The following is a 20,689-nucleotide window of genomic DNA, read 5'->3' as shown; positions in this document are numbered from 1 at the left end:
ATAAGGTTAGTGATTTTGCATTGGGGTTATTTTCCCTCGGGCAGGGCGACATCGACCCATGCCAGGTCGTGATCGGCCGTCAGGTTGTAGCCGTTGGGGCCGTAGTCCTTGACGCTCTTGCCCTGGCCGTCGTTGAATTTCCAGTAGGCCACCAGACCGTCGGCCGTCTCGGGGGAGACGCGGTAGAAGTGGTTCTCGGCGTTGATTTCTTCGGCCGACAGGGCCCGGTTCCAGATCCGCACCTCGGCGATGCGGCCGTTGAGCGAACGCTTGTCGTCGTACGAATAGCCGAACCAGAAGCAGCGCGGCTTGTAGTCCATCTCGTCGGAGTGCGGCACGGCGAAGTTGACCTTCGTCAGCCCGATGCCCGTCGACGAGCCCGAGGCGCGCTCCTTACCGTCGAGGTAGACGTGGATCTCACCGCGGTCGAAGGTCACGGCCACGTGATACCAGCGGTTGACCTTGAGCTGCATCGCCGTGCTCGAGACCGTGCCGCGATCGGGCGTGGCGCCGGGTTCGGCCCCCTCCTTCTGCTTGCCGAAGGCCACCTGCAACTGGTTCTTCGAGATGGTCGAGTCGCCCACACGGATCAGGAAGGTATCCTCGATGCCCATGATCGTCGAGATGGGGCTCGTGGCGTCGTTGTTGAATTCGTAGAAGAAGACCAGCCCCTCCATCGTAAAGCTCTCCATATCCTTGACGGGTCCGGTCGCCTCGCTCCATTCGGGCCAGGCCTTGTTTCCGTTCAGGTCGGCCACGACGTTGACCAGCGAGGCCTTCTGGAAGACGAAATAGAGGGTTCCGGCGCTCGGCAGCACGGCCAGATTCGACGAGGCGATCGTCACCGGCAGCACGTAACGCTTGGTCAGATCGAGTTCGTCGAGCTTTACGAAGCGGATATCGAGCGGATTGCTCGTCACCTTGCCGCTCTCGATGCGCGTCGAGGCCGACGCGAGGTCGTAATGCACGGCGGGAAGCAGCTCGACCGCCTCATCGTAATAGCCCTCGCGGTAGGTGTCGAGCAGTTCGGGGGCGGCGCGGAAGGTCACCTCGACATCGAATGCCTCGGGACGGGCCATGGCCACCGTCACACTGCGCGTCAGCTCCTTGTCCACCTGGTCCGACGTCCGTTCGATGCGCACGTCGCTGGCGAAGGACGAGGCCGAAATGAAGACCTGATTGTCGTAATGATGCTTGAGTTCGTCGTTCTGCTTGCAGCCGGCCAGCATCACCAGCGCGGCGCACGCCATCCAAACGAATTTAGAGGTTCTCTTCATGGTCGTTTGCGGTATTGGAGTTCATGATACGGATGGCCTGACGGATGTTGTTGTAGATCCGCGTGGCGTTGTAATAGTCGTCCTGGGCGTTGGAGAATCCCAGACCGCACTTCGTGAAGCCCTCCTCGGCCTCAACCACCCACTCGGCACCCACCTGGGCCGTGGCACCCACCTGGGTGGGATCCTCCAGCGAGGGGATGCTGACCTCCAGCAGGAAGCGGTCCGAGGGGAAGTTGTCGTCGCTGTCGAGCTTGCGCTGCACGGCACGCGTCAGTTCGGCCGGGGTCTTGAACGACTCCGCCAGGACGATGATGTAGTCGCTCTTCAGCAGCAGCGGCTTGTAGTCGTCGAGCAGGTTCTGCGTGTTGCCGCGCAGGAACATCAGCTGTCCGGCATGGGCCGCACGCCACTCGGCAACGGCTCCCATGAAGGCGTTCTGGCCGCTGATGTCGCGATCCGTGGCCCGGCGGCCCTGGTACGAGACGACGATTCCGGCAAAGCCCGAAGCGTCGCAGCAGGCCAGCTGGCGACGGGTCTGTTCGGCATAGTAGGCCGCATACTCCTCGTCGGTTCCGGCGGGCTGGCCGGCCTCCTCGCGCGCCTCCTCGAGCAGGGCCCACGACGCATCGATCGTCGCGTAGTCGACCATGCAGAGCGTGCGCGTGCCCTTCGCGGCGAGCACCTCGCCGATTTCGGCCGCCAGTACGGGATGCAGCCCCTCGGCCTGCTCCACGCAGATGAAGTCGATGCTGTCGGGCAGGGCCGTCAGATGCTGGGTCTGCAGCGTCGGGCGCTCGCTCGTACCCCGGACGGTCATCATCGACACCTTGTGCGGCTGCTGCTTGTAGTCGCGCAGCGCAGCCAGATAGTGCCCGTAGGCCTCGGGATTCTGCTCCTCGGGGGTCGGACGGCGGAAATCCAGATTCTCCGGCTCGGTCCAGTCGCCGCACGCACCGCTCATCAGCAGCACGCCCAGCACGACCGGCATAAATGCTTTTTTCATATCGCAGTTCATGTTTTTCGTGTTTCGTTCCGGCGGATTACTCGTTCATCGTGGCGGGGTTGCAGTCCCACCATACGCGCGTACCCATCTCGTCGGGGCCGCCGAGCAGCGTCAGCGCCTGACGGACATTCTCGCCGTTGTTCGTATATTCGGCCATGGGATAGGGCATGCGGCGGGCGCCGAGTTCGGATTTCACCTTGCCGTTGCTCTTGTTGCCCTTTTCGGTGGCGGGGATCAGGTGCGGGAAGCCCGTACGGCGGTAGTCGGCCCAGGCCTCGTTGCCCAGATGGAAGTTGGCGATCCACTTCTGGATCAGGATGCGCTCCTGCATCTGCTCCTTCGTCGCGGCGTTGTCCCAGGCCACGCCCAGCGTCGAGAGCGGCGTGCTGTAGGAGTTCGTGCCGGCGGGATCGGTGTAGGACTGCGGGAGGCGTCCGTCATCGGCCGTGTAGGCCGCAAACTCGGCGCCCACGCCCCACTGTTCGAGCGAGAGGCGGATGCCCTCGTTGTAGAGGTCGCCGGCCTCGCCGCCCATGTCGAATCCGAAGACGGCCCGGGCCTCGGCCTTCAGGAAGGCCACCTCGGCGGCATTCATCCACTGCACGGGCGTCGAGCTACCGTTGACGAAGTTCACGCCCGAGTACTTGCGGCCCACGGAGTTGAGCGACGGGATCTCGATGCCGCGGCGAAGACCCACATAATCGACCCCGGGCCACTCCGACTTGACGAAATACTTCTCGCGGCGCGGGTCGCGGTAGCCGTTCATGTAGCAGATGATGTCGGCCGCAGCGTGCGTATCGCCGCCGGTGAACGTACCATCGGGCTGGTTGTACTTGCAGGCGGCCATCAGCGGATTGCCGTCCTTGCCGAAGGCCGTGGCGGGGAGCATGGCGTTGTCGTCGTTCGAGGCGAGGACCCCGAGGCCGTTGTCGGCCAGGCTGACGGCGCTTTCGGCCATCTCGCGGGCCGTCGTCGGGTCGGCATAGACGATGCGCATGGCCAGACGCAGCTTCATCGAGTTGGCCAGCCGTCCCCACTTCTCGGCGCTGCCGCCGTAGACGGGATCGACCTCGGCCGAAATGCCGCCCGTGCGGTTCTCCTTCAGCACGGCGATGGCGGCGTTCAGCTCCTCGAACATGCGGCGGTAGACCTCCTGCTGCGAATCGTAGGGCACCTGGATCTTGCCGTCCTCACCGATGGCCGAATAGGGGATCGGGCCGTAGGTGTCGGTCACGCGGCTCATGGCGCAGACCTTGATGACGCGGGCGATGGCCAGCGTCACGGGGTCGTCCGTGAGGTTTTCGAGGAGCTTGAAGTTGGGATAGAGCGTCGGGATGATCTTGTCGCTGGCCATGAAGACACGCGACCAGTCGTCCGTGGGGTTGTAGTTGGAGATGGTCGTGGCCCAGCCGCTGTTCGAATCGGCGTAGTAACCGCCCTGCGTGCCGCCCAGCAGACAGTCCGTAAACTGGGCCGTGTTGACGTCGGTGGAGACCACCGTGCCGCAGAGCGCCTTCAGTGCGGCCGAGACGGCATAGCCGTCGGTCTGCATCTGATCCTTCGAGACCTCGTAGGGGTTCGTGTTGATATCCATGTAGTTCGAGGTGCATGCCGCGCCCAGTACGGACACCAGGAGCGCCCCCGTTTTCAAAAGGTTGTATTTCATAGTTGGGGATCTTTAGAATTTGAGCCGCAGGTTGAAACCGATGTTGCGCAGCGACGGCATCATGAAGTAGTCGATACCCTGGTAGTAGTTGCCCGTGGTGGCGATCGATTCGGGGTCGAACGGCGCCTTGTTGTAGATCATCCACAAGTTGCGGCCCACGAGCGAGAGGGTGATTTCGCACACGTCGCCGAGCTTCTTCTTCGGGATCGTGTAGCCGATCGAGGCCTCCTGCAGACGCACGTTCGTAGCCGAGTAGGTGTAGTACTGCGGAACCGACGTACCGCCGCCGATGGCCGTATACCAGCTGTTGGCATCCATCACGTCGCCGCCGTTGATCCACACGCCGCCGGCATCACGCGCCGCAGCCGAGGCCTCCGAAACGCCGTAGTAGTCCAGCACGGCCTGCGTACGCGAGAAGACCACGCCGCCCAGACGCGCCGAAACCATGAATCCGAACGAAAGGTTCTTCCATCGGAAATCGTTGCGCCACGACATGTTGGCATCGGGAAGCACCGAACCCAGCTTGACATAGCTCGAGGCATCCTTGATCGTCTCGGTGGGGATCGTACCCTCCTCGTTGATGTAGTAGCGGCCGTTGTCGTCGTACTTCAGGTCGATGAGCGAGTAGAGGTCGCCCAGCGTGCCGCCCTCCTTGAGGATGAAGTGGGCCTGACCCAGACCGTTCATGTCGAGCTGGTCGACCGAGATGTATTCGTCGGCCTCGGGGTTGTAGATCCGGCCGGCCAGCGAGAGGATCTTGTTGCGGTTGAGCGAAAGGGTGTAGTTCGAGTCCCATGAGAAGTCGCCCCACTCGTTGCCGTAGCCCAGCGCCAGCTCGATACCCTGGTTGCGGACGTTACCCGACTGCACCTTCCAGTCCGAGTAGCCCGAACCGATCGAGATCTGCGGACTGAAGGTCTGGTTCTGCGTATGGGAGTTGTAGTACGTGACGTCGAGGTTGAAGTGGCGCAGGAAGCGCATCGTCAGACCCACCTCGAACGACTTGGTGCGTTCGGGCTTCAGGTCGTACATCGGGTACTGGGTCTGGAGCTGCCACTTCAGGCCGCTCTCGTCCCACTGGTAGAGCGGGTTGGCGATGTAGCGCTCGAAGGCGACGCCCACCGAGGCGAACGATCCGCGCAGTTTGACATACGAGAGGTTCTCGGGCATGTTCGGGATGAGCTGCGACAGCACGACCGACAGACCCACAGACGGATAGAAGAACGACGAAGCCTTCGAGTGGGGACCGGCCAGCTGCGAGGGCCAGTCGTTGCGGGCCGTAAGCGTCAGATAGTAGGTTCCCTTGAAGCCCACCTCGGCCGATCCGAAGAGCGACTGCGTCTGTTCGCGCCAGCCGCTCTGCAGCCGCTGCGTGCTGCGCGAATTGCTCAGGTTCTGCACGTTGAAGACGTTCGTCAGACCCGGATCCTCGTCCGAGATCTTGCCGTCGGCGATCGGTCCGCGGTTCTTCAGCGCATCGTTCTTCATGTCGGAGAACGATCCGCCGAGGTTGACCTGCAGCGACCAGTCGTCGCCGAACGTGCGGTTGATGTTCATCAGCAGGTCGCCGTAGACCTGACGGTCGGTCATCTTCGTGATGCCGTACAGACCGCGCTCGGACTTCTCGGTGAGCTGCGTATTGGTCGTTGCGTAGTTCTTCTCGGTGTACTGCGTCTGGGAGTTGTCGACGCGGATGCGGCCCGAAACGTTCAGCCAGTCCAGTACGTCGTACGACAGCTGGGCGTTGAGCATGTAACGGTCCTTGCGGTTTTCGCGCAGGTTGCGGTAGTTGATCCAATAGGGGTTCTGCATCGTCATGCCCGCATCGCCCACCGGCCAGTACTGGGCATAGAGGCGGCGCGAGGCGTCGTAACGCTCATACATCTTGATGTCCTCCCAGTCGCCGCTGCGCGGAAAGAGGTAGGCGCCGACGATCGGGTTCGAATAGACGCCCTGATTGACCATGTTGCGGTCCTCCTGCAGCACGTAACTGGCCCCGACGTCGAGCTTCATGCGATCCTTGAGAAACGACGTCGTGTTGCGAAACGTGAAGTTGTAACGGTCGTAACGGTTGTTGGGGACGATTCCGCGCGAATTGATCGCCGCAGCCGAGAAGTAGGTCTGGTTCTTCTCCGTGCCGGCCGACAGCGAAACGCTCTCGGTATTGGTGACACCCGTCTGGAAGTAGTCGTCAGCGGGGTCGTAGCCGTGGCTGTTCGAGGCGTTGAGGCGGCGGCCCCAGCTGCGGACCTCCGAACCGATGGCCGAATTGAGGTCACCCGTGCCGTAGCGGTTCTGGAACGCGGGCAGCACGAAGGGCGACATCACCTCCACGCTGCTGGCCACGTTGACCGAGAGCACGCCGGCCTTGCCGCTCTTCGTCGTCACGACGATGGCGCCGTTGGCGGCATCCGAACCGTAGAGGGCCGCAGCCGCGGCACCCGTCAGCACCGAGATCGATTCGATGTCCTCGGGGTTGATGTCGGCAATAGGGTCGGTCGAGCCCTGCGATCCGAACTCCGTGCCGCCGTCGCGCGCCGTGGTGAACATCGGCACACCGTCGATCACGTACAGGGCGTTCGAAGACTGCGAGATGGACTTCTGACCGCGCATGATCACCTTCGAGGCGCCGCCGACACCCGACGACGAGGCGTTGATGTTCACACCGGCCACCTTGCCGTTGAGCGAGTTGATGAAGTTGACGTCCTTGTTGGCGGTCACCGACTCGGAGGAGACCTGCTGGACGTTGTACGAAAGGGCCTTCTCCGAACGCTTGATGCCGAGGGCCGTCACCACGACGGCATCCACGACCTGCGACTCCTCGCGAAGCGTGAAGTCGAGCTGCGTGCGTCCGGCCAGGGAGAGCTCCTGAGGCTGATAGCCCAGGTAGTTGACCGTCAGCACGGGATCACCGGCCTCCGAGGCCGGGATCTGCAGCGTATAGTCGCCGTCGATGCCCGTGCTGGTTCCGATGGTCGTCCCCTTGACGATCACCGCCGCACCGATCACCGGCAGCCCTGCCGCATCGCGCACCACGCCCGATACGGTGACGGGACCCTTTGCCGTTGCGGCCTTGTTTTTCTTGAAGATGATGATGTTCGTCTGCTGGATCTTGTAGCCGATGTCGGTTCCGGCAAAGAGTTTGTCCAGCGCTTTGTCGACGGGGGTGTTCTCCACCCGGATGCTGACCCGGCGCGTAATGTCCTCGACGTTCTGGTTGATGAACAGGTAGCGGGTCTGTTTTTCGATCTCGCTGATCACCTCCTCGAGCGGAACGTTCTGCATGTCGAGGGTGATGTTCGCCGTTTGGGCCTTCAATGCCATCGGCAAGAGGATCAAACAGATGGAGAATGCAAGAAATATATTCCTGATTTGGCGGAATATTATTTTTTCCATACTTTTGTAGAAAGATAATAGGTTACTGAGTTCAGGATGACTTGACTATTATCCCGGCTCCGGAGATCTCGCACATCTTCGGGGCCGATTTTTTCGGATAACAGCCCGGGAAAATTCGGTCGTTTGGGTTATCTCATAGGCTGGCGGTATTTTATCGGATGTATATGGTATTGTGCGTATAGTCGTGTTCGTAGGTGAAGTCGACTATCTGCTGCAGAACGCTCAGGGCGTTGTCGATGCCGTCCGACACGCGGATCTCGCCGCTGATGATGTCCACGACCGGCAGCGGATCGCACTCCAGCACAATATGCACGGCAAAGGCCCGTTCGAAGCGTTCCATGAGTTCGTCGAAGGGCATGCTCTCCAGATGGATCAGCCCCTCGGTCCAGCTCGTTTCGGCAAAGTTCTGCACACGGCTCTTGCAGAAGCGGCCGTCGACCAGGCTCACCATGTCGTTCGGCTCCATGAGCATCGTCTGCGAGGGGTCGTTCAGGTTGACCACCTTCACGCGGCCCTGCATCAGCGTGGTCGAGAAGAGGTTGCGCTCCTCGTCGGTATGTACGCTGAAGCGCGTGCCCAGCACCTCGATCTCGGAGACGAACGTCTTGACGACAAACGGACGGTCGGCCTCATGGGTCACATCGAAAATGGCTTCACCCGAAATCTTCACCTGCCGTTTGCTGCGGTTGAAGACCACCGGATACTCCAGTCGGGTTCCGGCGTTGAGCCATACCGCGGTTCCGTCCTCCAGCGTCAGGCGGATATACTGTCCGTCGGGGACCTCGACCACGGCCATGCGGTCGGAGATGGAGTCGGCCGTCGTGCGCGAAGCGAAGTACCACACGCCGCCCAGCAGCAGCAACGAGGCCGCCACGCCCGACGCATAGCGGACCAGCCGCAGCAGCGGTGCCCGACGGCGTTTGGGCCGTGCAACCGCAAGAAGCGCCTCGTCGGCCGCCTGGCAGATGTAGCGGATCCGGTTCAGTTCGTGCAGATGAGCTTCGGGGTCGCTGTCGAGCCAGGCGAGGATCTCCGCGTTTTCCGCTTCGGTCGTCTCGCCGGACAAATAGCGATATAGCAGTTCTTCCTTCATGTCGTATCTTCGATGGTCGATTCGACTATATAACACGCCGGCCCGCAATGTTTGGCACCCAAAATGCAAATAAATTATTTTAATAAATTTTGCAGAAATTTTAATTTTATAACACACTGTATATCTGCATATTGCAATGTTGGTCAACCAAAACGGGCGTCAAAATATTTTTCAAAGAACAGATTTCATCCACCTGATTTTCCATCCGGACCACCAAGAAAACTCGAAGAGCGTATTATTTGCGGAAAAAATCGTATTTTTGAGATCCGATCCGGACACACCTCACGATGACCTTGGACACAAACATACGCCGATTCTGCGACACCTTCCATCAGGAACGGGCCAAGTATGCGAATTTTGCCATGCGCTTCGTGCGGGACCGCGCCGCAGCCGAGGATCTGGTCAACGACAGCTTCGTCACCTTCTGGGAGCGACGCGAGACGCTGGCCGAAGAGACCGTCTGCGAGGCCTACTTCTATACGATCGTCAAGAACAAGTGTCTGAACTACCTGCGCGACATGCAGACGCGCTCGAAGATCCGGGGCGACCTCCAGGACACCTCCAGCCGGCTGATGCAGTACGATCTGGCGTCGCTCGAGAGCTACGATCCCAACCTGATCTTCTCGAGCGAGATCCAGACCATTCTCGAGGAGCAGCTGCAATCGCTGCCCGAACTGACGCGGTGTATCTTCCGCGACAACCGTTTCGAGCACAAGACCTATGAGGAGATTGCCCAGAAATACGGCATTTCGGTCTGGAAGGTGGCCCGCGAAATCCAGGCCACGCTGCAGACGCTCCGCCTCGCACTGAAAGACTATCTTCCGATCCTGCTCATCCTGCTGTCGATGCGCCGGTAGATCCCTCCGTGCGCCGGCCGCACACCCGTACACGCAAAAAAGCGGGCGGCGTTTCTCGAAAAACGCCGCCCGCTATCGTTTCCGAAACCCTTGCGGGAAGGGGTCACTCGTCGATGAAGTCGATATTCACCTCACGCTGGAAGACCTCCTGCAGCGAGATGTTGGTCTCGGTGGTGGCGATGCCCTGAATGCGCAGAATTCCGTCGAAGATCGTATGCATGAGGTGTTCGTTGTCCACGCAATAGAGCTTCACCAGGATGTTGCCCTTGCCGGTGATGTAGTGACACTCGACGATCTCGTCGACCTTCTTCAGTTCCTCGACCGTATGGGCCTGCAGCTGCGGATCCTTGAGCAGGATGCTGATATAGGCGCAGACGTCGAATCCCATCACCTTGGGGTCGACGATCAGCCGGCTGCCGCGGATTACACCCGCTTCGTCGAGCTTGCGGATCCGCTGGTGAATGGCCGCACCCGAGATACCGCACTCACGGGCGATCTCCAGGAACGGCATGCGCGCATTCTTGATGAGGTACTTCAGAATCTTGCGGTCAATCGCGTCCAACGCGGTTTTAGCCATGGCTTGAACAGATTTAACGGTTTACAAATCGGTTTTATTTGAGGACATTGAGTTCCTTGCCGATCTTCGTAAAGGCGGCGATGCAACGATCCAGCTGTTCGAAGGTGTGGCCGGCCGACACCTGTACGCGGATGCGGGCCTGCCCCTTCGGGACGACCGGATAGTAGAATCCCGTGACGAAGATCCCCTCATCCTGCAGCCGGGCGGCGAAGTCCTGCGAGAGCTTGGCGTCGTAGAGCATCACGGCGCAGATGGCCGACTGCGTGGGTTTGATGTCGAAACCGGCGGCCATCATCCCCTTGCGGAAGTGCTCGACGTTGGCCACCAGCCGGTCGTGGAGTTCGTTGCTCTCGGCGAGCATGCGGAACATCTCGATTCCGGCGCCGACGACGGCAGGGGGCAGCGAGTTGGAGAAGAGGTAGGGACGCGAACGCTGGCGCAGCATGTCGATGATCTCCTTGCGGCCGGTCGTGAAACCGCCCACGGCGCCGCCGAAGGCCTTGCCCAGTGTACCGGTGAGGATATCGACCTGTCCGCGCAGGTTGAAGAGTTCGGTGATGCCGCGGCCGGTCTTGCCCAGGACGCCGGCCGAGTGGCACTCGTCGACCATCACCAGGGCGTCGTACTTCTCGGCCAGGGCGCAGATCTTGTCGAGCGGAGCGGCGTTTCCGTCCATCGAGAAGACGCCGTCGGTGCAGATGATACGGAAGCGCTGGGCCTGAGCCTTCTTGAGGCACTCTTCGAGTTCGGCCATGTCGGCGTTGGCGTAACGGTAGCGCACGGCCTTGCAGAGGCGTACGCCGTCGATGATCGAGGCGTGGTTCAGGGCATCGGAGATGATGGCGTCCTCCTGCGTGAAGAGGGGTTCGAAAACGCCGCCGTTGGCGTCGAAACAGGCGGCATAGAGGATCGTATCCTCGGTGCCGAAGTAGTCCGAAATGGCCTTCTCGAGCTCCTTGTGAATGTCCTGGCAGCCGCAGATGAAGCGGACCGAGGACATGCCGTAGCCGCGGGCATCCATGGCGCGCTTGGCGGCCTCGATCAGACGGGGGTTGTCCGAAAGTCCGAGGTAGTTGTTGGCGCAGAAGTTCAGGACCTTCCGACCTGCAACTTCGATCTCGGCGCGTTGGGGCGAGCAGATGACTCGTTCGTGCTTGTAGAGCCCTGCAGCCTCGATTTCGGCGAGTTCATGTTGCAGGTACTCCTTCATTTTTCCGTACATATGGCGTTAATGTTTTGATGAAAATCCGCGAATATGGTATCAAACTGTTACAAATATAGGAAACTTTTTCGGAAACAGACACGTTCGCACCCATTTTTTCGCACCTCCGATTACGAATTGTCAGCCCGAAGCCGCAAACCGGCCCGGAGAGCCTCCGCACGGCCTCCGAAACGGGGTTCCCGGCACAGCCCAGGAGCCCTGCTCCGACAGCCCGGCACGACGTCGGACCAAAATTTCTTGCCCGCGGCTCGCCGGGTTCCGAAAAAATACGTATCTTTGTTACTCAAAATCAACCATTCGACTTATGAAAAAATCGTGTGTCTTGGTGAGCGGCGGAGCCGGTTACATCGGTTCGCACACCACCGTGGAACTTATCAACGCCGGATACGACGTGGTGATCGTCGACAACCTCTCGAACAGCGACATGAAGGCCGTCGAGGGCGTACGGCAGATCACGGGTGTCGATATTCCCTTCGTGAAGGTCGACTGCTGCGATCTGGAGGGTTTCCGCAAGGTCTTCGAGCAGTACGAGTTCGACTCGGTGATCCACTTCGCGGCCTCGAAAGCCGTCGGCGAATCGGTCCAGAAACCGCTGGAGTACTACCGCAACAACCTCACGTCGTTCATGAACGTCATCACACTGATGCGTGAGTTCGGGCGGCAGAACATCGTCTTCTCGTCGTCGTGCACCGTCTACGGCGAGCCCGAGAAGCAGCCCGTCACGGAGCAGACGCCCCGCAAGCCGGCCACCTCGCCCTACGGCAATACGAAGCAGATGTGCGAGGACATCCTGCGCGATTCGGTGACGGCCTATGCCGGACTGAAGGGCATCGCGCTGCGCTACTTCAACCCGATCGGCGCCCATCCGTCGGCCCTGATCGGCGAGCTGCCGCGCGGCGTGCCGCAGAACCTCGTGCCCTACATCACGCAGACGGCCGCCGGCATCCGCGAATGCCTCTCGGTCTTCGGCGACGACTATCCGACGCCCGACGGTTCGTGCATCCGCGACTACATCGACGTCGTTGACCTGGCCAAGGCTCACGTGGCCGCCATTCGCCGCATGATCGAGGACAAGAACAAGGAGACCTACGAGATCTTCAACATCGGCACGGGACGCGGCGTCTCGGTGCTGGAGCTGGTCCACAAGTTCGAGGAGGTCAACCATCTGAAACTCAACTACAAGATCGCGCCGCGCCGCGAGGGCGACATCATCGCCATCTGGGCCGACCCGACGCTGGCCAACACCGAACTGGGCTGGAAGGCCGAACGTACGCTCGACCAGACGCTCGCCTCGGCCTGGGCCTGGGAGAAGCACCTGCGCGGCATGAAATAGCGCCGGGTGGAGCATAGGGGCCGGGAGCCGGAGCCGGCGGCACTCCGGACGGAAAAGCTGGAGCCGGCGGCGCCGCAAACGGAGAAGACGGAGCCGACGTCGCCCACTCCGCAAACAGGGAGACTGCCGGTGCGCCCATGCAAGGATTCCGCAACGAGAGGGACGGAGATCAACCGGATCACCGCCCCTTTTTTTATCCGGAAACTCGCCGTCCAACATCCTCCGCAGCAGGTTTTTGCCACAAAATTTTCTTTTTTGAAAGGATTTGCCTAAATTTGCACCCCAAAACAGGCGGAACTGGGATGCGGCCCGCAGAGACCGTGTTGAGAACCGCCGCAGGTAACACTTAAAAACACAAACAAAATGAAAACCATTTCGGTAAAGGCCGTAAAACGTGCCGACTTCGGCAAGAAGGCCGCCAAGAGCGTACGCCGCGAGGGTCTGGTACCCTGCGTATTGTGCGGCAACGGTGAGACGGAGATGTTCTCCGTGGATCCCCGCGAGATCAAGCCCCTGATCTACACCCCGAACTCCTACATCGTCGAGTTCGATTTCGAGGGCAAGAAGGAGCTCGCCGTACTGCGTGAGGCCCAGTTCCACCCCGTCCGCGAGGAGATCCTCCACATGGATTTCTACCGCATCGCCGAGGGCAAACCCGTATCGATCGCCATTCCGGTGCGCCTGACCGGCAACGCCGAAGGTGTGAAGATCGGCGGTAAGCTCGTCCTGTCGGCCCGCAAGCTGACCGTAAGCGCCCTGGTTGAGAATCTGCCCGACGAGATCGTCGTAGACGTGACTAACCTCGGTGTAGGCAAGACGATCTTCGTCGGCGACCTGAAGTTCGAGAACCTGAAGTTCGTGACGCCCGCTACGACGGCCGTCTGCGCAGTCCGCGTAACGCGTGCTTCGCGTGGCGCCGATGCAGCCGCAGCCAAATAGTCGCTGACCCGTCATGAAATACCTCATTGTTGGGCTCGGGAATATCGGCGCCGAGTACGCCAATACCCGTCACAACATCGGTTTCAAAGTGTTGGACGCCCTTGCAGAGGCGTCCAACGCTGTTTTTACCACAGCCCGCTACGGCGATGTGGCCGAGGTCCGCTACAAGGGGCGCACGCTGCTGTTGCTGAAGCCCTCGACCTACATGAATCTCTCGGGAAAGGCCGTGCGCTACTGGCTGGATGCCGAGAAGATCGACCGCGAAAATCTGCTGGTCATCTCGGACGATATTGCCCTGCCGTTCGGCACGCTACGGCTCCGTCCGAAAGGGAGTGCCGGCGGCCACAACGGGCTGAAAAACATTGCCGAACTGCTCGGCACCGAGGAGTATGCCCGGATGCGCTTCGGCATCGGGGGCGACTTCCCGAAGGGGCACCAGGTGGACTACGTCCTGGGCGAGTGGACCGAAGAGGAACGGACGGCCATGCCCGAACGGCTGAAGGTCTTCGTCGACGCCATCCGCTCGTTTGCCACGCAGGGATGCGCCATGACGATGAACTTCTTCAACAAGAAATAAGAGAGGACGGCTGCTGCGACCGCCCTGCGGATTCCGAGCCGACCCCCAAAAGAGCCCGACAGGATTTTCTTCATTGCGAGTAATTTCAAGCGAGAAAAGAGTTGCGTCACCCTGCCGCGGCTCTCTTTTTTTTGCCCGGAGGGAAGATCCCGGCTGCGCAGCTACCCGACAAAAAGGACGGCACGGCAACACAACAACGCGGCGCCCTGACAGCCCCCCCCGGCAACAAGGCTCACCGTCCGCACGACGCCACTCCCCGCATTCAGCCGATAAGACCGACACCGAAGCCCGATTACAGGCCTGTTTCGGGCCGTTTCCGCCCCACGGGATAACAATTGTCCCACAGACCGACGACCCGTCCTGCAGACCGGGCCAGGGGACTATTCCTCTATTCCTCCTCGTCGTCGCCGTAATAGACCTCGTCCATCAGGGTGTCGAGCTCACGGCGCTCCTTCTTGGTAGGACGCCCCGTACCGCGGTCGCGGAAGACGAAGATCGTCTCACGCGGAACGTTCAGCTTGTCGAGTTCCTCCTGCGGGGTGATGTTGAGGCAGTAGGCGGGGACATTCTTGGCCGGCTGGCGGCTCGAAACCAGATCGAGCACCTTGTAGGAGTAGGTTACCTGCATCTTGCGCACGGCGATCACGTCGCCGATCTTCACCTCGCGCGAGGGTTTGGCATAGGAGCCGTTGACCGTCACCTTGTTGGTGCGGATGGCATCGGCGGCATCACTGCGGGTCTTGAAGACGCGCACGGCCCAAAGGTATTTGTCGAGACGGATATCGTCCATTGAATCTTCTGTTTTTACGGTTGCAATTGTTTTTCCTCCCGCGCTCCGGGGAGGGGTCGGCTTCGCGCCTCCCGGCCTCAACGGATCTTCCCCCCCCCTCCGGCGAACGGCCGCAACGGGTCTCTTCCGGCGAACGGTGCCCGCCTCCGGAGAGCGCCGGCAACCGCCCTACACCCACTCCGCCCGGGGCCTCAGTGCCTCTCGGCGGCATCAGTCGCCGATCCGCAGTTCCTCGTTCTTCGGCCGGTCGTGCGACTGCTCGTCGTTCTGGCGGCTGACGCTGAGGATCATCCCCAGGGCGATGGTGGTGAAGAGCACCGACGAACCGCCGCGCGAGATGAGCGGCAGGGTCTGCCCCGTCTCGGGGATGAGGTTGACCGTCACCATGATGTGCAGCAGCGCCTGACAGGTGATCAGCAGGGCCAGCCCCAGCACCAGCAGCCCCGGGAAGGCCGTACCGCAGCGGCGGAAGATCTCGATCGCCCGGAAGAAGATCCACAGGTAGAGCATCAGCAGCACCACGGCCAGAATGACGCCGTACTCCTCGACGAAGAAGGCATAGGCATAGTCGCTTTCGGGGTGGATCATCTCCACGCGCATGGCGCTCTGCCCGGCCCCTTCGCCCAGCAGGCCGCCGTTGTGGATGGCGATCATCGAGCGTTCGGTATCGGAGAGGTGTTCGATGGGCTTTTCGGTCTGGGACTGGGTCCAGAGGTGGATCCAGGTCGAGACACGTCCTTCGGCGGTCTCGCTGCGGCCCAGATTGAGGACCATGATGAGGACCACGCCGGCCAGCGCCCAGCCGACGAGCTTCATCAGTTCGCTGAAGCGCACGCGCCCGATGAGCATCATCACCCACGAGGCCAGAAAGACCAGCACGGCCGAAGAGGTGTGGGCCGGGAAGATCACCAGACACGACACCAGCACGGGCATCAGAATGGGCCATGTTCCCTCCTTCCAGATCTTGCGCTGCAGGGCCGACGAACGCCAGGTCCAGAACTTCCAGCTCGGGACGATGCGCAGGCGGTCGATCTTCGACTGCCGGCCGGCCAGCTGACGCGCCAGGAAGAGCACCGTAGCGACCTTCAACGCTTCGGAGGGCTGGAACTGGAAGGGTCCGAGGGGGATCCAGCGGGCGGCGCCGTTGGTCGTGGCGCCGATGAAGTAGACGGCGACGGTCAGCGCCACCGAGACATAGTAGATCGGGCGCGAAAAGAGGTTGTAGACGCGGCAGTTGATCTTCTGCACGGCGATCATGATACCCAGACTGACGATGAGGATCATCAGCTGCTGACGCAGGAAATGGGCCGTCGTTCGGGCCGTATGGGCGTCGTAGGCCATCTTGGCCGTCGAGGAATAGACAACCAGCACGGAGATGACCGCCAGCGCCGCAATGATGATCCACAGCACGCGGTCACCCGTAAAGAGGCGGAAGCGACTCTTCCCGGCCTCCCCGGCCCCGGCGACTGAGCCCGCAACCCCGGTGGACCCTGCGGCCGTCGACCGGGTGGAACCGCTCCGTCTCCGCATACCTCCACCGGCAGTGTCTGCGGCCCCGGCTTCCATACCGTTCAAGGCCGAAGCCCTTCCGGCAGCCTCCCGGCGGCCTCCGCGAAGGGTTGTCCGACCGTCATTCCGCAGCGGATCCTCCCCGCGCGAAACAGAGGCATCGTCGCGCTCCAGCTCGCGGGGCAAACGCCCCGGATCGCGCGCAAAGGCGCCTCCGGCCGGAGCCGTGCGTCCCGTCGCACGGTCTTCACCGCGCGGCGCGGCATCACGGGCCCATTCGGCCGCCGTACGCTCATCGTATGCGTCGCGCTCCATCGTTTAGGCGTGCTCGCGGACCCACTTCTTGAAGAGTTCGCCGCGTTGTTCGTAGTTGTGGAACAGATCGAAGCTGGCGCAGGCCGGCGAGAGCAGCACCACGTCACCCGGACGGGCCGCCTGCTTGCAGGCCGTGAGGGCCGCATCGAGCGAATCGGTCGAGATGATCTCGGGGATGACGCCGGTGAACTCACGCACCAGTTTGGCGTTGTCCAATCCCATGCAGACCAGCGTATGGACCTTCTCGCGGGCGAACTTCTTGAGAGGTTCGTAGTCGTTGCCCTTGTCCGTCCCACCGGCGATCCACACCACGGGACGCGTCATGCTCTCCAGGGCGTAGAAGACCGAGTCGACGTTCGTCGCCTTCGAGTCGTTGATCCACAGCACGCCATCCTTTTCGAGCACGGGTTCGAGCCGGTGCTCGACCGGTGCGAAGTCGTAGAGCGAGCGGCGGATCTTCGTCGGCGCAACCCCGGCGGCCAGTGCCGCCAGCGAAGCGGCCATGGCGTTGTAGGCGTTATGCAGACCCTTGATCTGCAGCTTTGCGGTGTCGATCTCCACGGCGTGCCGACCGACTGCGGTCGTGAACTTGCCGTCGCACAGGAAAGCGTCGCCCGCCCCGCTGGCCACGGCGCTGTGGGCCATGAAGGGGAGCTGGCGCATCCGCAGGTCGTACTTCGGCAGTTGCTCGCGGATCACCTCGTCGTCGCCCGAATAGATGAACCAGTCGCGCGAGGTCATGTTCTGCGTAATGCGCATCTTGGCGTCGATGTATTTCTGGAAGCAGTGGTCGTAGCGGTCCAGATGGTCGGGCGTGATGTTCATCAGCACGCCGATGTGGGCACGGAACTTGTACATGCCGTCCAGCTGGAACGAACTCAGCTCCAGCACATACCAGTCGTAGTTGCCCGTGGCGACCGAATAGGCGAAACTCTCGCCGATGTTGCCTCCCAGGGCGACGTTGTAGCCCGCGTCGCGCAGGATCTTGTAGATAATCGACGTGGTGGTGGTCTTGCCGTTCGAGCCGGTGATGCAGATGCACTTGGCGCGGCCCATGTAGCGGCCGGCGAACTCCATCTCGGAGATTAGCGGGATGCCCGCCTCGCGGATCTTGCGCACGATGGGAGCCGAATCGGGAATCCCCGGCGACTTGACGACCTCCGTGGCGGCGAGGATGCGCTCCTCGGTATGTCCGCCCTCCTCGTAGGGGACCTGCCACTCGTCGAGTTTGGCCCGGAAACGGTCGGCAATCTTTCCGGCATCGGAGAGGAAGACTCCGAAGCCCTTCTTGCGGGCGAGGATCGCGGAGCCGTAGCCGCTGATGCCTCCGCCCAGTACGACAATGTTTTTCATGATATCGGGATTATCGAATCTTCAACGTAACCAGCGTAATGGCTGCCAGCAGCAGCGAGATGATCCAGAAGCGGGTGACGATCTTCGTCTCGAAGATGCCTTTTTTCTGGTAGTGGTGGTGGATCGGGGACATGAGCAGCAGGCGATGTCCCTCGCCGTACTTGTGCTTGGTGTACTTGAACCAGCTGACCTGCAGCATCACCGAGAGGCTCTCGACCAGGAAGACACCGCACAGAATCGGCAGCAGCAGCTCCTTGCGGATGCAGAGGGCGAAGACGGCTATCACGCCGCCGATCGTCAGCGAGCCCGTATCGCCCATGAAGATCTGCGCCGGGAAGGAGTTGTACCAGAGGAAGCCGACCAGCGCTCCGACGAGTGCCGCGGCATAGACCACCAGCTCGCCGCTGTCCGGGATGTACATGATATTGAGGTAGTCGGCATAGACGATGTGGCCCGAGAGATAGGCCAGCGCCCCGAGCACCGCCACGATCGGGACCGAGACGCCCGTCACCAGTCCGTCGAGACCGTCCGTAAGGTTGGCGCCGTTCGAGACGGCCGTGACGACAAGGATCGCCACCACCACGTAGAGCAGCCAGGTGGCCGTTTCGTTGCCTCCGGTGAGCCAGCCGTAGTCGAACTCGTTGTTCTTGACAAAGGGGATGGTCGTCTGGGTGGTTTTGAGGCTCTCGGAGCTCAGCACGACGTTGCGCTGGACGCTCTCGATGACCGAACCGTCGGGATTCATGTAGACCGTCTGCACGGGCTGCGTCACCTTGTCGCGGACGACGATCTGGGGCGAGAGCCACATGGTCGTTCCGACGATGATTCCCAGCCCGACCTGTCCGACGATTTTGAAACGCCCCTTGAGCCCCTCCTTGCGGTGGCGGAAGACCTTGATGTAATCGTCCAGACCGCCGATGAGCCCCAGCCAGACGGTCGAGACGAGCAGCAGCTGCACGTAGACGTTGTCGAGTTTGCCGAAGAGCAGCATCGGCACCAGAATGGCCACAAGGATGATCACGCCGCCCATGGTCGGGGTTCCCTTCTTCTGGAGCTGGCCCTGGAGTCCGAGGTCGCGGATATCCTCGCCGATCTGGCGCCGGCGGAGGAAGTCGATGATCCGCCGGCCGAAGATGATGACGATCAGCAGCGAGAGGATGATGGCCGCCGCCGCACGGAACGAAATGTACTGGAACATGCCCGAACCGGGCAGGTCGTAGGCTTCGTCCAGGTATTTGAAAAGATGGTAAAGCATGATGTCTATCGAGTCAGTATGTTCTGTAAATCAAAGTGTTTCAGCATTTCGCGGCGGCGGGTCCGTCGGCCGGAGACAAGAGTCCGAAGGCGCGGCGCACCTCCTCACGGTCGTCAAAGTGGTGCTTCACGTCGCCGATGATCTGGTAGGTTTCGTGGCCCTTGCCGGCGATGAGGATCAGATCGCCCGGACGGCTCATCAGCACCGCCGTGCGGATGGCCTCGGCGCGGTCCGTGATGCGCACGTAGCGCGTGCCGGGCTGCAGGCCGGCCACCATCTCGTCGAGAATCGCCTCGGGCGACTCATGACGCGGGTTGTCCGACGTAAAGATGGCCGTCGTGGCGTAGCGGACGGCGATCTGCGCCATCTCGGGACGTTTCGTGCGGTCGCGGTCGCCGCCACAGCCGCATACGACCAGCAGCTGCTGCGAGGGCTGGCGCAGCTCCTCGATCGTCCGCAGCACGTTTTCGAGTGCATCGGGCGTGTGGGCGTAGTCGACCACGGCCACCGTGCCGTTGGCGGCGCGGACGATCTCGAAGCGCCCGCTCACGGGGTGGAGCGTCGACAGGACGCGCAGCACCTCCGCACGGTCAAGTCCCAGCAGCACGGCGGCGCCGTAGACGGCCAGCAGGTTGTAGGCGTTGAACCGCCCGAGGAGCCCCGTCCAGAGCTCCTGTCCGTCGATGCGCAGCAGCATGCCGTCGACGTGCATCTCGAGGATCTTGCAGCGGAAATCGGCCATCTCGCGCAGCGAATAGGTGCTCACGGCGGCCGCCGTGTTCTGTACCATGACGCGGCCGTTGCGGTCGTCGACGTTCGTCAGGGCGAAGGCCCCGGCTGGCAGGTGGTCGAAGAAGAGCTTCTTGGCCCGGATATACTCGGCGAAGGTCTTGTGGTAGTCCAGATGGTCGTGGGTGATGTTCGAGAAGATCCCGCCGGCGAAGTCGAGACCGCGGATGCGCTCCTGGACGATGGCGTGCGACGAGCACTCCATGAAGCAGTACTCGCAGCCGGCGTCGACCATCTCACGCATCATGGCGTTCAGGCGAATGGGATCGGGCGTCGTGTGCGTGGCCTCGATCTCGCGTCCGTCGATGCGGTAGACGACCGTCGAGATCAGTCCGGCACGGTAGCCCAGACCGCGCACCAGGTCGTAGAGCAGCGTGACGGTCGTGGTCTTGCCGTTGGTTCCCGTGATGCCCACCAGCCGCAGTTCGCGGCTCGGGAAGTCGTAGAAGGCCGCGGCCAGATCGGCCATCGCCCCCGACGAATCCCCCACCACGACATAGACGACGCCGGCAGCCGGCTCCTCGGGGCACCGCTCGCAGACCACCGCCGCAGCTCCCCGTTCGACGGCCATCGGGATATAGTCGTGGCCGTCGCTCTGCGTGCCCCGGATGGCGAAGAAGCAGTCGCCGGGGTTCACGTGCCGCGAGTCGTAGGTCAGCCCCCCGACCGCGGTTTCGGGATCACCCGTCACCGCCACGACGGGCATATGACGTATCAGTTCCGAAATTTTCTTCATCT

The 20,689-nt window shown here is 61.6% G+C and carries 16 protein-coding genes; 4 read left to right on the top strand and 12 right to left on the bottom strand.

The genetic code is table 11. The features are described 5' to 3' along the window. Positions 1-26: 26 nt before the first annotated feature. The 5 genes from PUQ42_RS00360 to PUQ42_RS00340 all read right to left on the bottom strand — a co-directional run bounded on the left by PUQ42_RS00360 (position 27) and on the right by PUQ42_RS00340 (position 8,435). Positions 27-1,277, bottom strand: coding sequence for a DUF1735 and LamG domain-containing protein (locus PUQ42_RS00360; RefSeq protein ID WP_273369855.1), 1,251 nt, complete (start codon positions 1,275-1,277; stop codon positions 27-29). Next, the gene (locus PUQ42_RS00355) at positions 1,261-2,280 is read right to left on the bottom strand and encodes a glycoside hydrolase family 18 (RefSeq protein WP_162992821.1); all 1,020 of its coding nucleotides are present in this window, start codon (positions 2,278-2,280) and stop codon (positions 1,261-1,263) included. The genes PUQ42_RS00360 and PUQ42_RS00355 overlap by 17 nt, the downstream gene beginning before the upstream one ends. Positions 2,281-2,317: 37 nt before the next feature. After that, the gene (locus PUQ42_RS00350; RefSeq protein WP_273369853.1) at positions 2,318-3,946 is read right to left on the bottom strand and encodes a SusD/RagB family nutrient-binding outer membrane lipoprotein; all 1,629 of its coding nucleotides are present in this window, start codon (positions 3,944-3,946) and stop codon (positions 2,318-2,320) included. 12 nt (positions 3,947-3,958) lie between these two features. Then, positions 3,959-7,342, bottom strand: coding sequence for a SusC/RagA family TonB-linked outer membrane protein (locus PUQ42_RS00345; RefSeq protein ID WP_122119998.1), 3,384 nt, complete (start codon positions 7,340-7,342; stop codon positions 3,959-3,961). A gap of 151 nt (positions 7,343-7,493) precedes the next feature. After that, positions 7,494-8,435 carry a FecR family protein gene (locus PUQ42_RS00340; RefSeq protein WP_122119999.1) on the bottom strand — a complete coding sequence of 314 codons (942 nt, stop codon included), beginning with the start codon at positions 8,433-8,435 and terminating at the stop codon, positions 7,494-7,496. A gap of 287 nt (positions 8,436-8,722) precedes the next feature. Here PUQ42_RS00340 and PUQ42_RS00335 point away from each other — a divergent pair, with 287 nt between their 5' ends. Continuing rightward, positions 8,723-9,292 (top strand): RNA polymerase sigma-70 factor, encoded by a 570-nt coding sequence (locus tag PUQ42_RS00335; protein ID WP_273369851.1) that lies wholly within the window; start codon positions 8,723-8,725, stop codon positions 9,290-9,292. 103 nt (positions 9,293-9,395) lie between these two features. Here the strand turns inward: PUQ42_RS00335 and PUQ42_RS00330 are convergent, their stop codons facing one another. Together PUQ42_RS00330 and kbl are read right to left on the bottom strand one after the other, a co-directional pair. Continuing rightward, entirely contained in the window at positions 9,396-9,869 is a 474-nt protein-coding gene (locus tag PUQ42_RS00330; RefSeq protein WP_122120001.1) for an Lrp/AsnC family transcriptional regulator, read from the bottom strand. A 34-nt stretch (positions 9,870-9,903) separates the two neighbouring features. Then, the gene (gene kbl / locus PUQ42_RS00325) at positions 9,904-11,091 is read right to left on the bottom strand and encodes a glycine C-acetyltransferase (protein ID WP_087311513.1); all 1,188 of its coding nucleotides are present in this window, start codon (positions 11,089-11,091) and stop codon (positions 9,904-9,906) included. 304 nt (positions 11,092-11,395) lie between these two features. Between kbl and galE the strand changes: the two genes are divergently transcribed. From galE to pth, 3 genes are all read left to right on the top strand, one after another. Next, entirely contained in the window at positions 11,396-12,424 is a 1,029-nt protein-coding gene (galE, locus tag PUQ42_RS00320; protein WP_087311512.1) for a UDP-glucose 4-epimerase GalE, read from the top strand. 363 nt (positions 12,425-12,787) lie between these two features. Further along, entirely contained in the window at positions 12,788-13,363 is a 576-nt protein-coding gene (locus tag PUQ42_RS00315) for a 50S ribosomal protein L25/general stress protein Ctc (protein ID WP_087404535.1), read from the top strand. Between the two features lie 13 nt (positions 13,364-13,376). Continuing rightward, the gene (pth, locus tag PUQ42_RS00310) at positions 13,377-13,940 is read left to right on the top strand and encodes an aminoacyl-tRNA hydrolase (RefSeq protein WP_122120003.1); all 564 of its coding nucleotides are present in this window, start codon (positions 13,377-13,379) and stop codon (positions 13,938-13,940) included. Between the two features lie 388 nt (positions 13,941-14,328). Here the strand turns inward: pth and PUQ42_RS00305 are convergent, their stop codons facing one another. The 5 genes from PUQ42_RS00305 to PUQ42_RS00285 all read right to left on the bottom strand — a co-directional run bounded on the left by PUQ42_RS00305 (position 14,329) and on the right by PUQ42_RS00285 (position 20,687). Next, on the bottom strand, positions 14,329-14,730 hold the full coding sequence (locus PUQ42_RS00305) for an RNA-binding S4 domain-containing protein (RefSeq protein WP_087404533.1): 402 nt from the start codon (positions 14,728-14,730) through the stop codon (positions 14,329-14,331). 210 nt (positions 14,731-14,940) lie between these two features. Then, positions 14,941-16,296: an FtsW/RodA/SpoVE family cell cycle protein gene (locus PUQ42_RS00300; protein WP_122121544.1), complete on the bottom strand. Its 1,356-nt coding sequence runs from the start codon at positions 16,294-16,296 to the stop codon at positions 14,941-14,943. Positions 16,297-16,557: 261 nt separating this feature from the next. Continuing rightward, complete coding sequence (gene murD / locus PUQ42_RS00295) at positions 16,558-17,907, bottom strand: UDP-N-acetylmuramoyl-L-alanine--D-glutamate ligase (protein ID WP_273369849.1); 1,350 nt, start codon at positions 17,905-17,907, stop codon at positions 16,558-16,560. A 10-nt stretch (positions 17,908-17,917) separates the two neighbouring features. Beyond that, positions 17,918-19,162 carry a phospho-N-acetylmuramoyl-pentapeptide-transferase gene (gene mraY / locus PUQ42_RS00290; RefSeq protein ID WP_087404531.1) on the bottom strand — a complete coding sequence of 415 codons (1,245 nt, stop codon included), beginning with the start codon at positions 19,160-19,162 and terminating at the stop codon, positions 17,918-17,920. 40 nt (positions 19,163-19,202) lie between these two features. Further along, positions 19,203-20,687, bottom strand: a complete 1,485-nt coding sequence (locus tag PUQ42_RS00285; protein WP_273369848.1) for a UDP-N-acetylmuramoyl-L-alanyl-D-glutamate--2,6-diaminopimelate ligase — start codon at positions 20,685-20,687, stop codon at positions 19,203-19,205. Between the last annotated feature and the right edge of the window lie 2 nt (positions 20,688-20,689).

Source organism: Alistipes megaguti (assembly GCF_944320325.1).
GTDB classification, from domain to species: Bacteria; Bacteroidota; Bacteroidia; order Bacteroidales; family Rikenellaceae; genus Alistipes; species Alistipes megaguti.
This window is presented reverse-complemented; position numbering and strand designations above follow the sequence as displayed.

Bases quoted from the DNA above. Each gene is read 5' to 3' on its own strand.
- PUQ42_RS00360 (WP_273369855.1), bottom strand. From the start codon at position 1,277: ATGAAGAGAACCTCTAAATTCGTTTGGATGGCGTGCGCCGCGCTGGTG.
- PUQ42_RS00355 (WP_162992821.1), bottom strand. From the start codon at position 2,280: ATGAAAAAAGCATTTATGCCGGTCGTGCTGGGCGTGCTGCTGATGAGC.
- PUQ42_RS00350 (WP_273369853.1), bottom strand. From the start codon at position 3,946: ATGAAATACAACCTTTTGAAAACGGGGGCGCTCCTGGTGTCCGTACTG.
- PUQ42_RS00345 (WP_122119998.1), bottom strand. From the start codon at position 7,342: ATGGAAAAAATAATATTCCGCCAAATCAGGAATATATTTCTTGCATTC.
- PUQ42_RS00340 (WP_122119999.1), bottom strand. From the start codon at position 8,435: ATGAAGGAAGAACTGCTATATCGCTATTTGTCCGGCGAGACGACCGAA.
- PUQ42_RS00335 (WP_273369851.1), top strand. From the start codon at position 8,723: ATGACCTTGGACACAAACATACGCCGATTCTGCGACACCTTCCATCAG.
- PUQ42_RS00330 (WP_122120001.1), bottom strand. From the start codon at position 9,869: ATGGCTAAAACCGCGTTGGACGCGATTGACCGCAAGATTCTGAAGTAC.
- kbl (WP_087311513.1), bottom strand. From the start codon at position 11,091: ATGTACGGAAAAATGAAGGAGTACCTGCAACATGAACTCGCCGAAATC.
- galE (WP_087311512.1), top strand. From the start codon at position 11,396: ATGAAAAAATCGTGTGTCTTGGTGAGCGGCGGAGCCGGTTACATCGGT.
- PUQ42_RS00315 (WP_087404535.1), top strand. From the start codon at position 12,788: ATGAAAACCATTTCGGTAAAGGCCGTAAAACGTGCCGACTTCGGCAAG.
- pth (WP_122120003.1), top strand. From the start codon at position 13,377: ATGAAATACCTCATTGTTGGGCTCGGGAATATCGGCGCCGAGTACGCC.
- PUQ42_RS00305 (WP_087404533.1), bottom strand. From the start codon at position 14,730: ATGGACGATATCCGTCTCGACAAATACCTTTGGGCCGTGCGCGTCTTC.
- PUQ42_RS00300 (WP_122121544.1), bottom strand. From the start codon at position 16,296: ATGGAAGCCGGGGCCGCAGACACTGCCGGTGGAGGTATGCGGAGACGG.
- murD (WP_273369849.1), bottom strand. From the start codon at position 17,907: ATGAAAAACATTGTCGTACTGGGCGGAGGCATCAGCGGCTACGGCTCC.
- mraY (WP_087404531.1), bottom strand. From the start codon at position 19,162: ATGCTTTACCATCTTTTCAAATACCTGGACGAAGCCTACGACCTGCCC.
- PUQ42_RS00285 (WP_273369848.1), bottom strand. From the start codon at position 20,687: ATGAAGAAAATTTCGGAACTGATACGTCATATGCCCGTCGTGGCGGTG.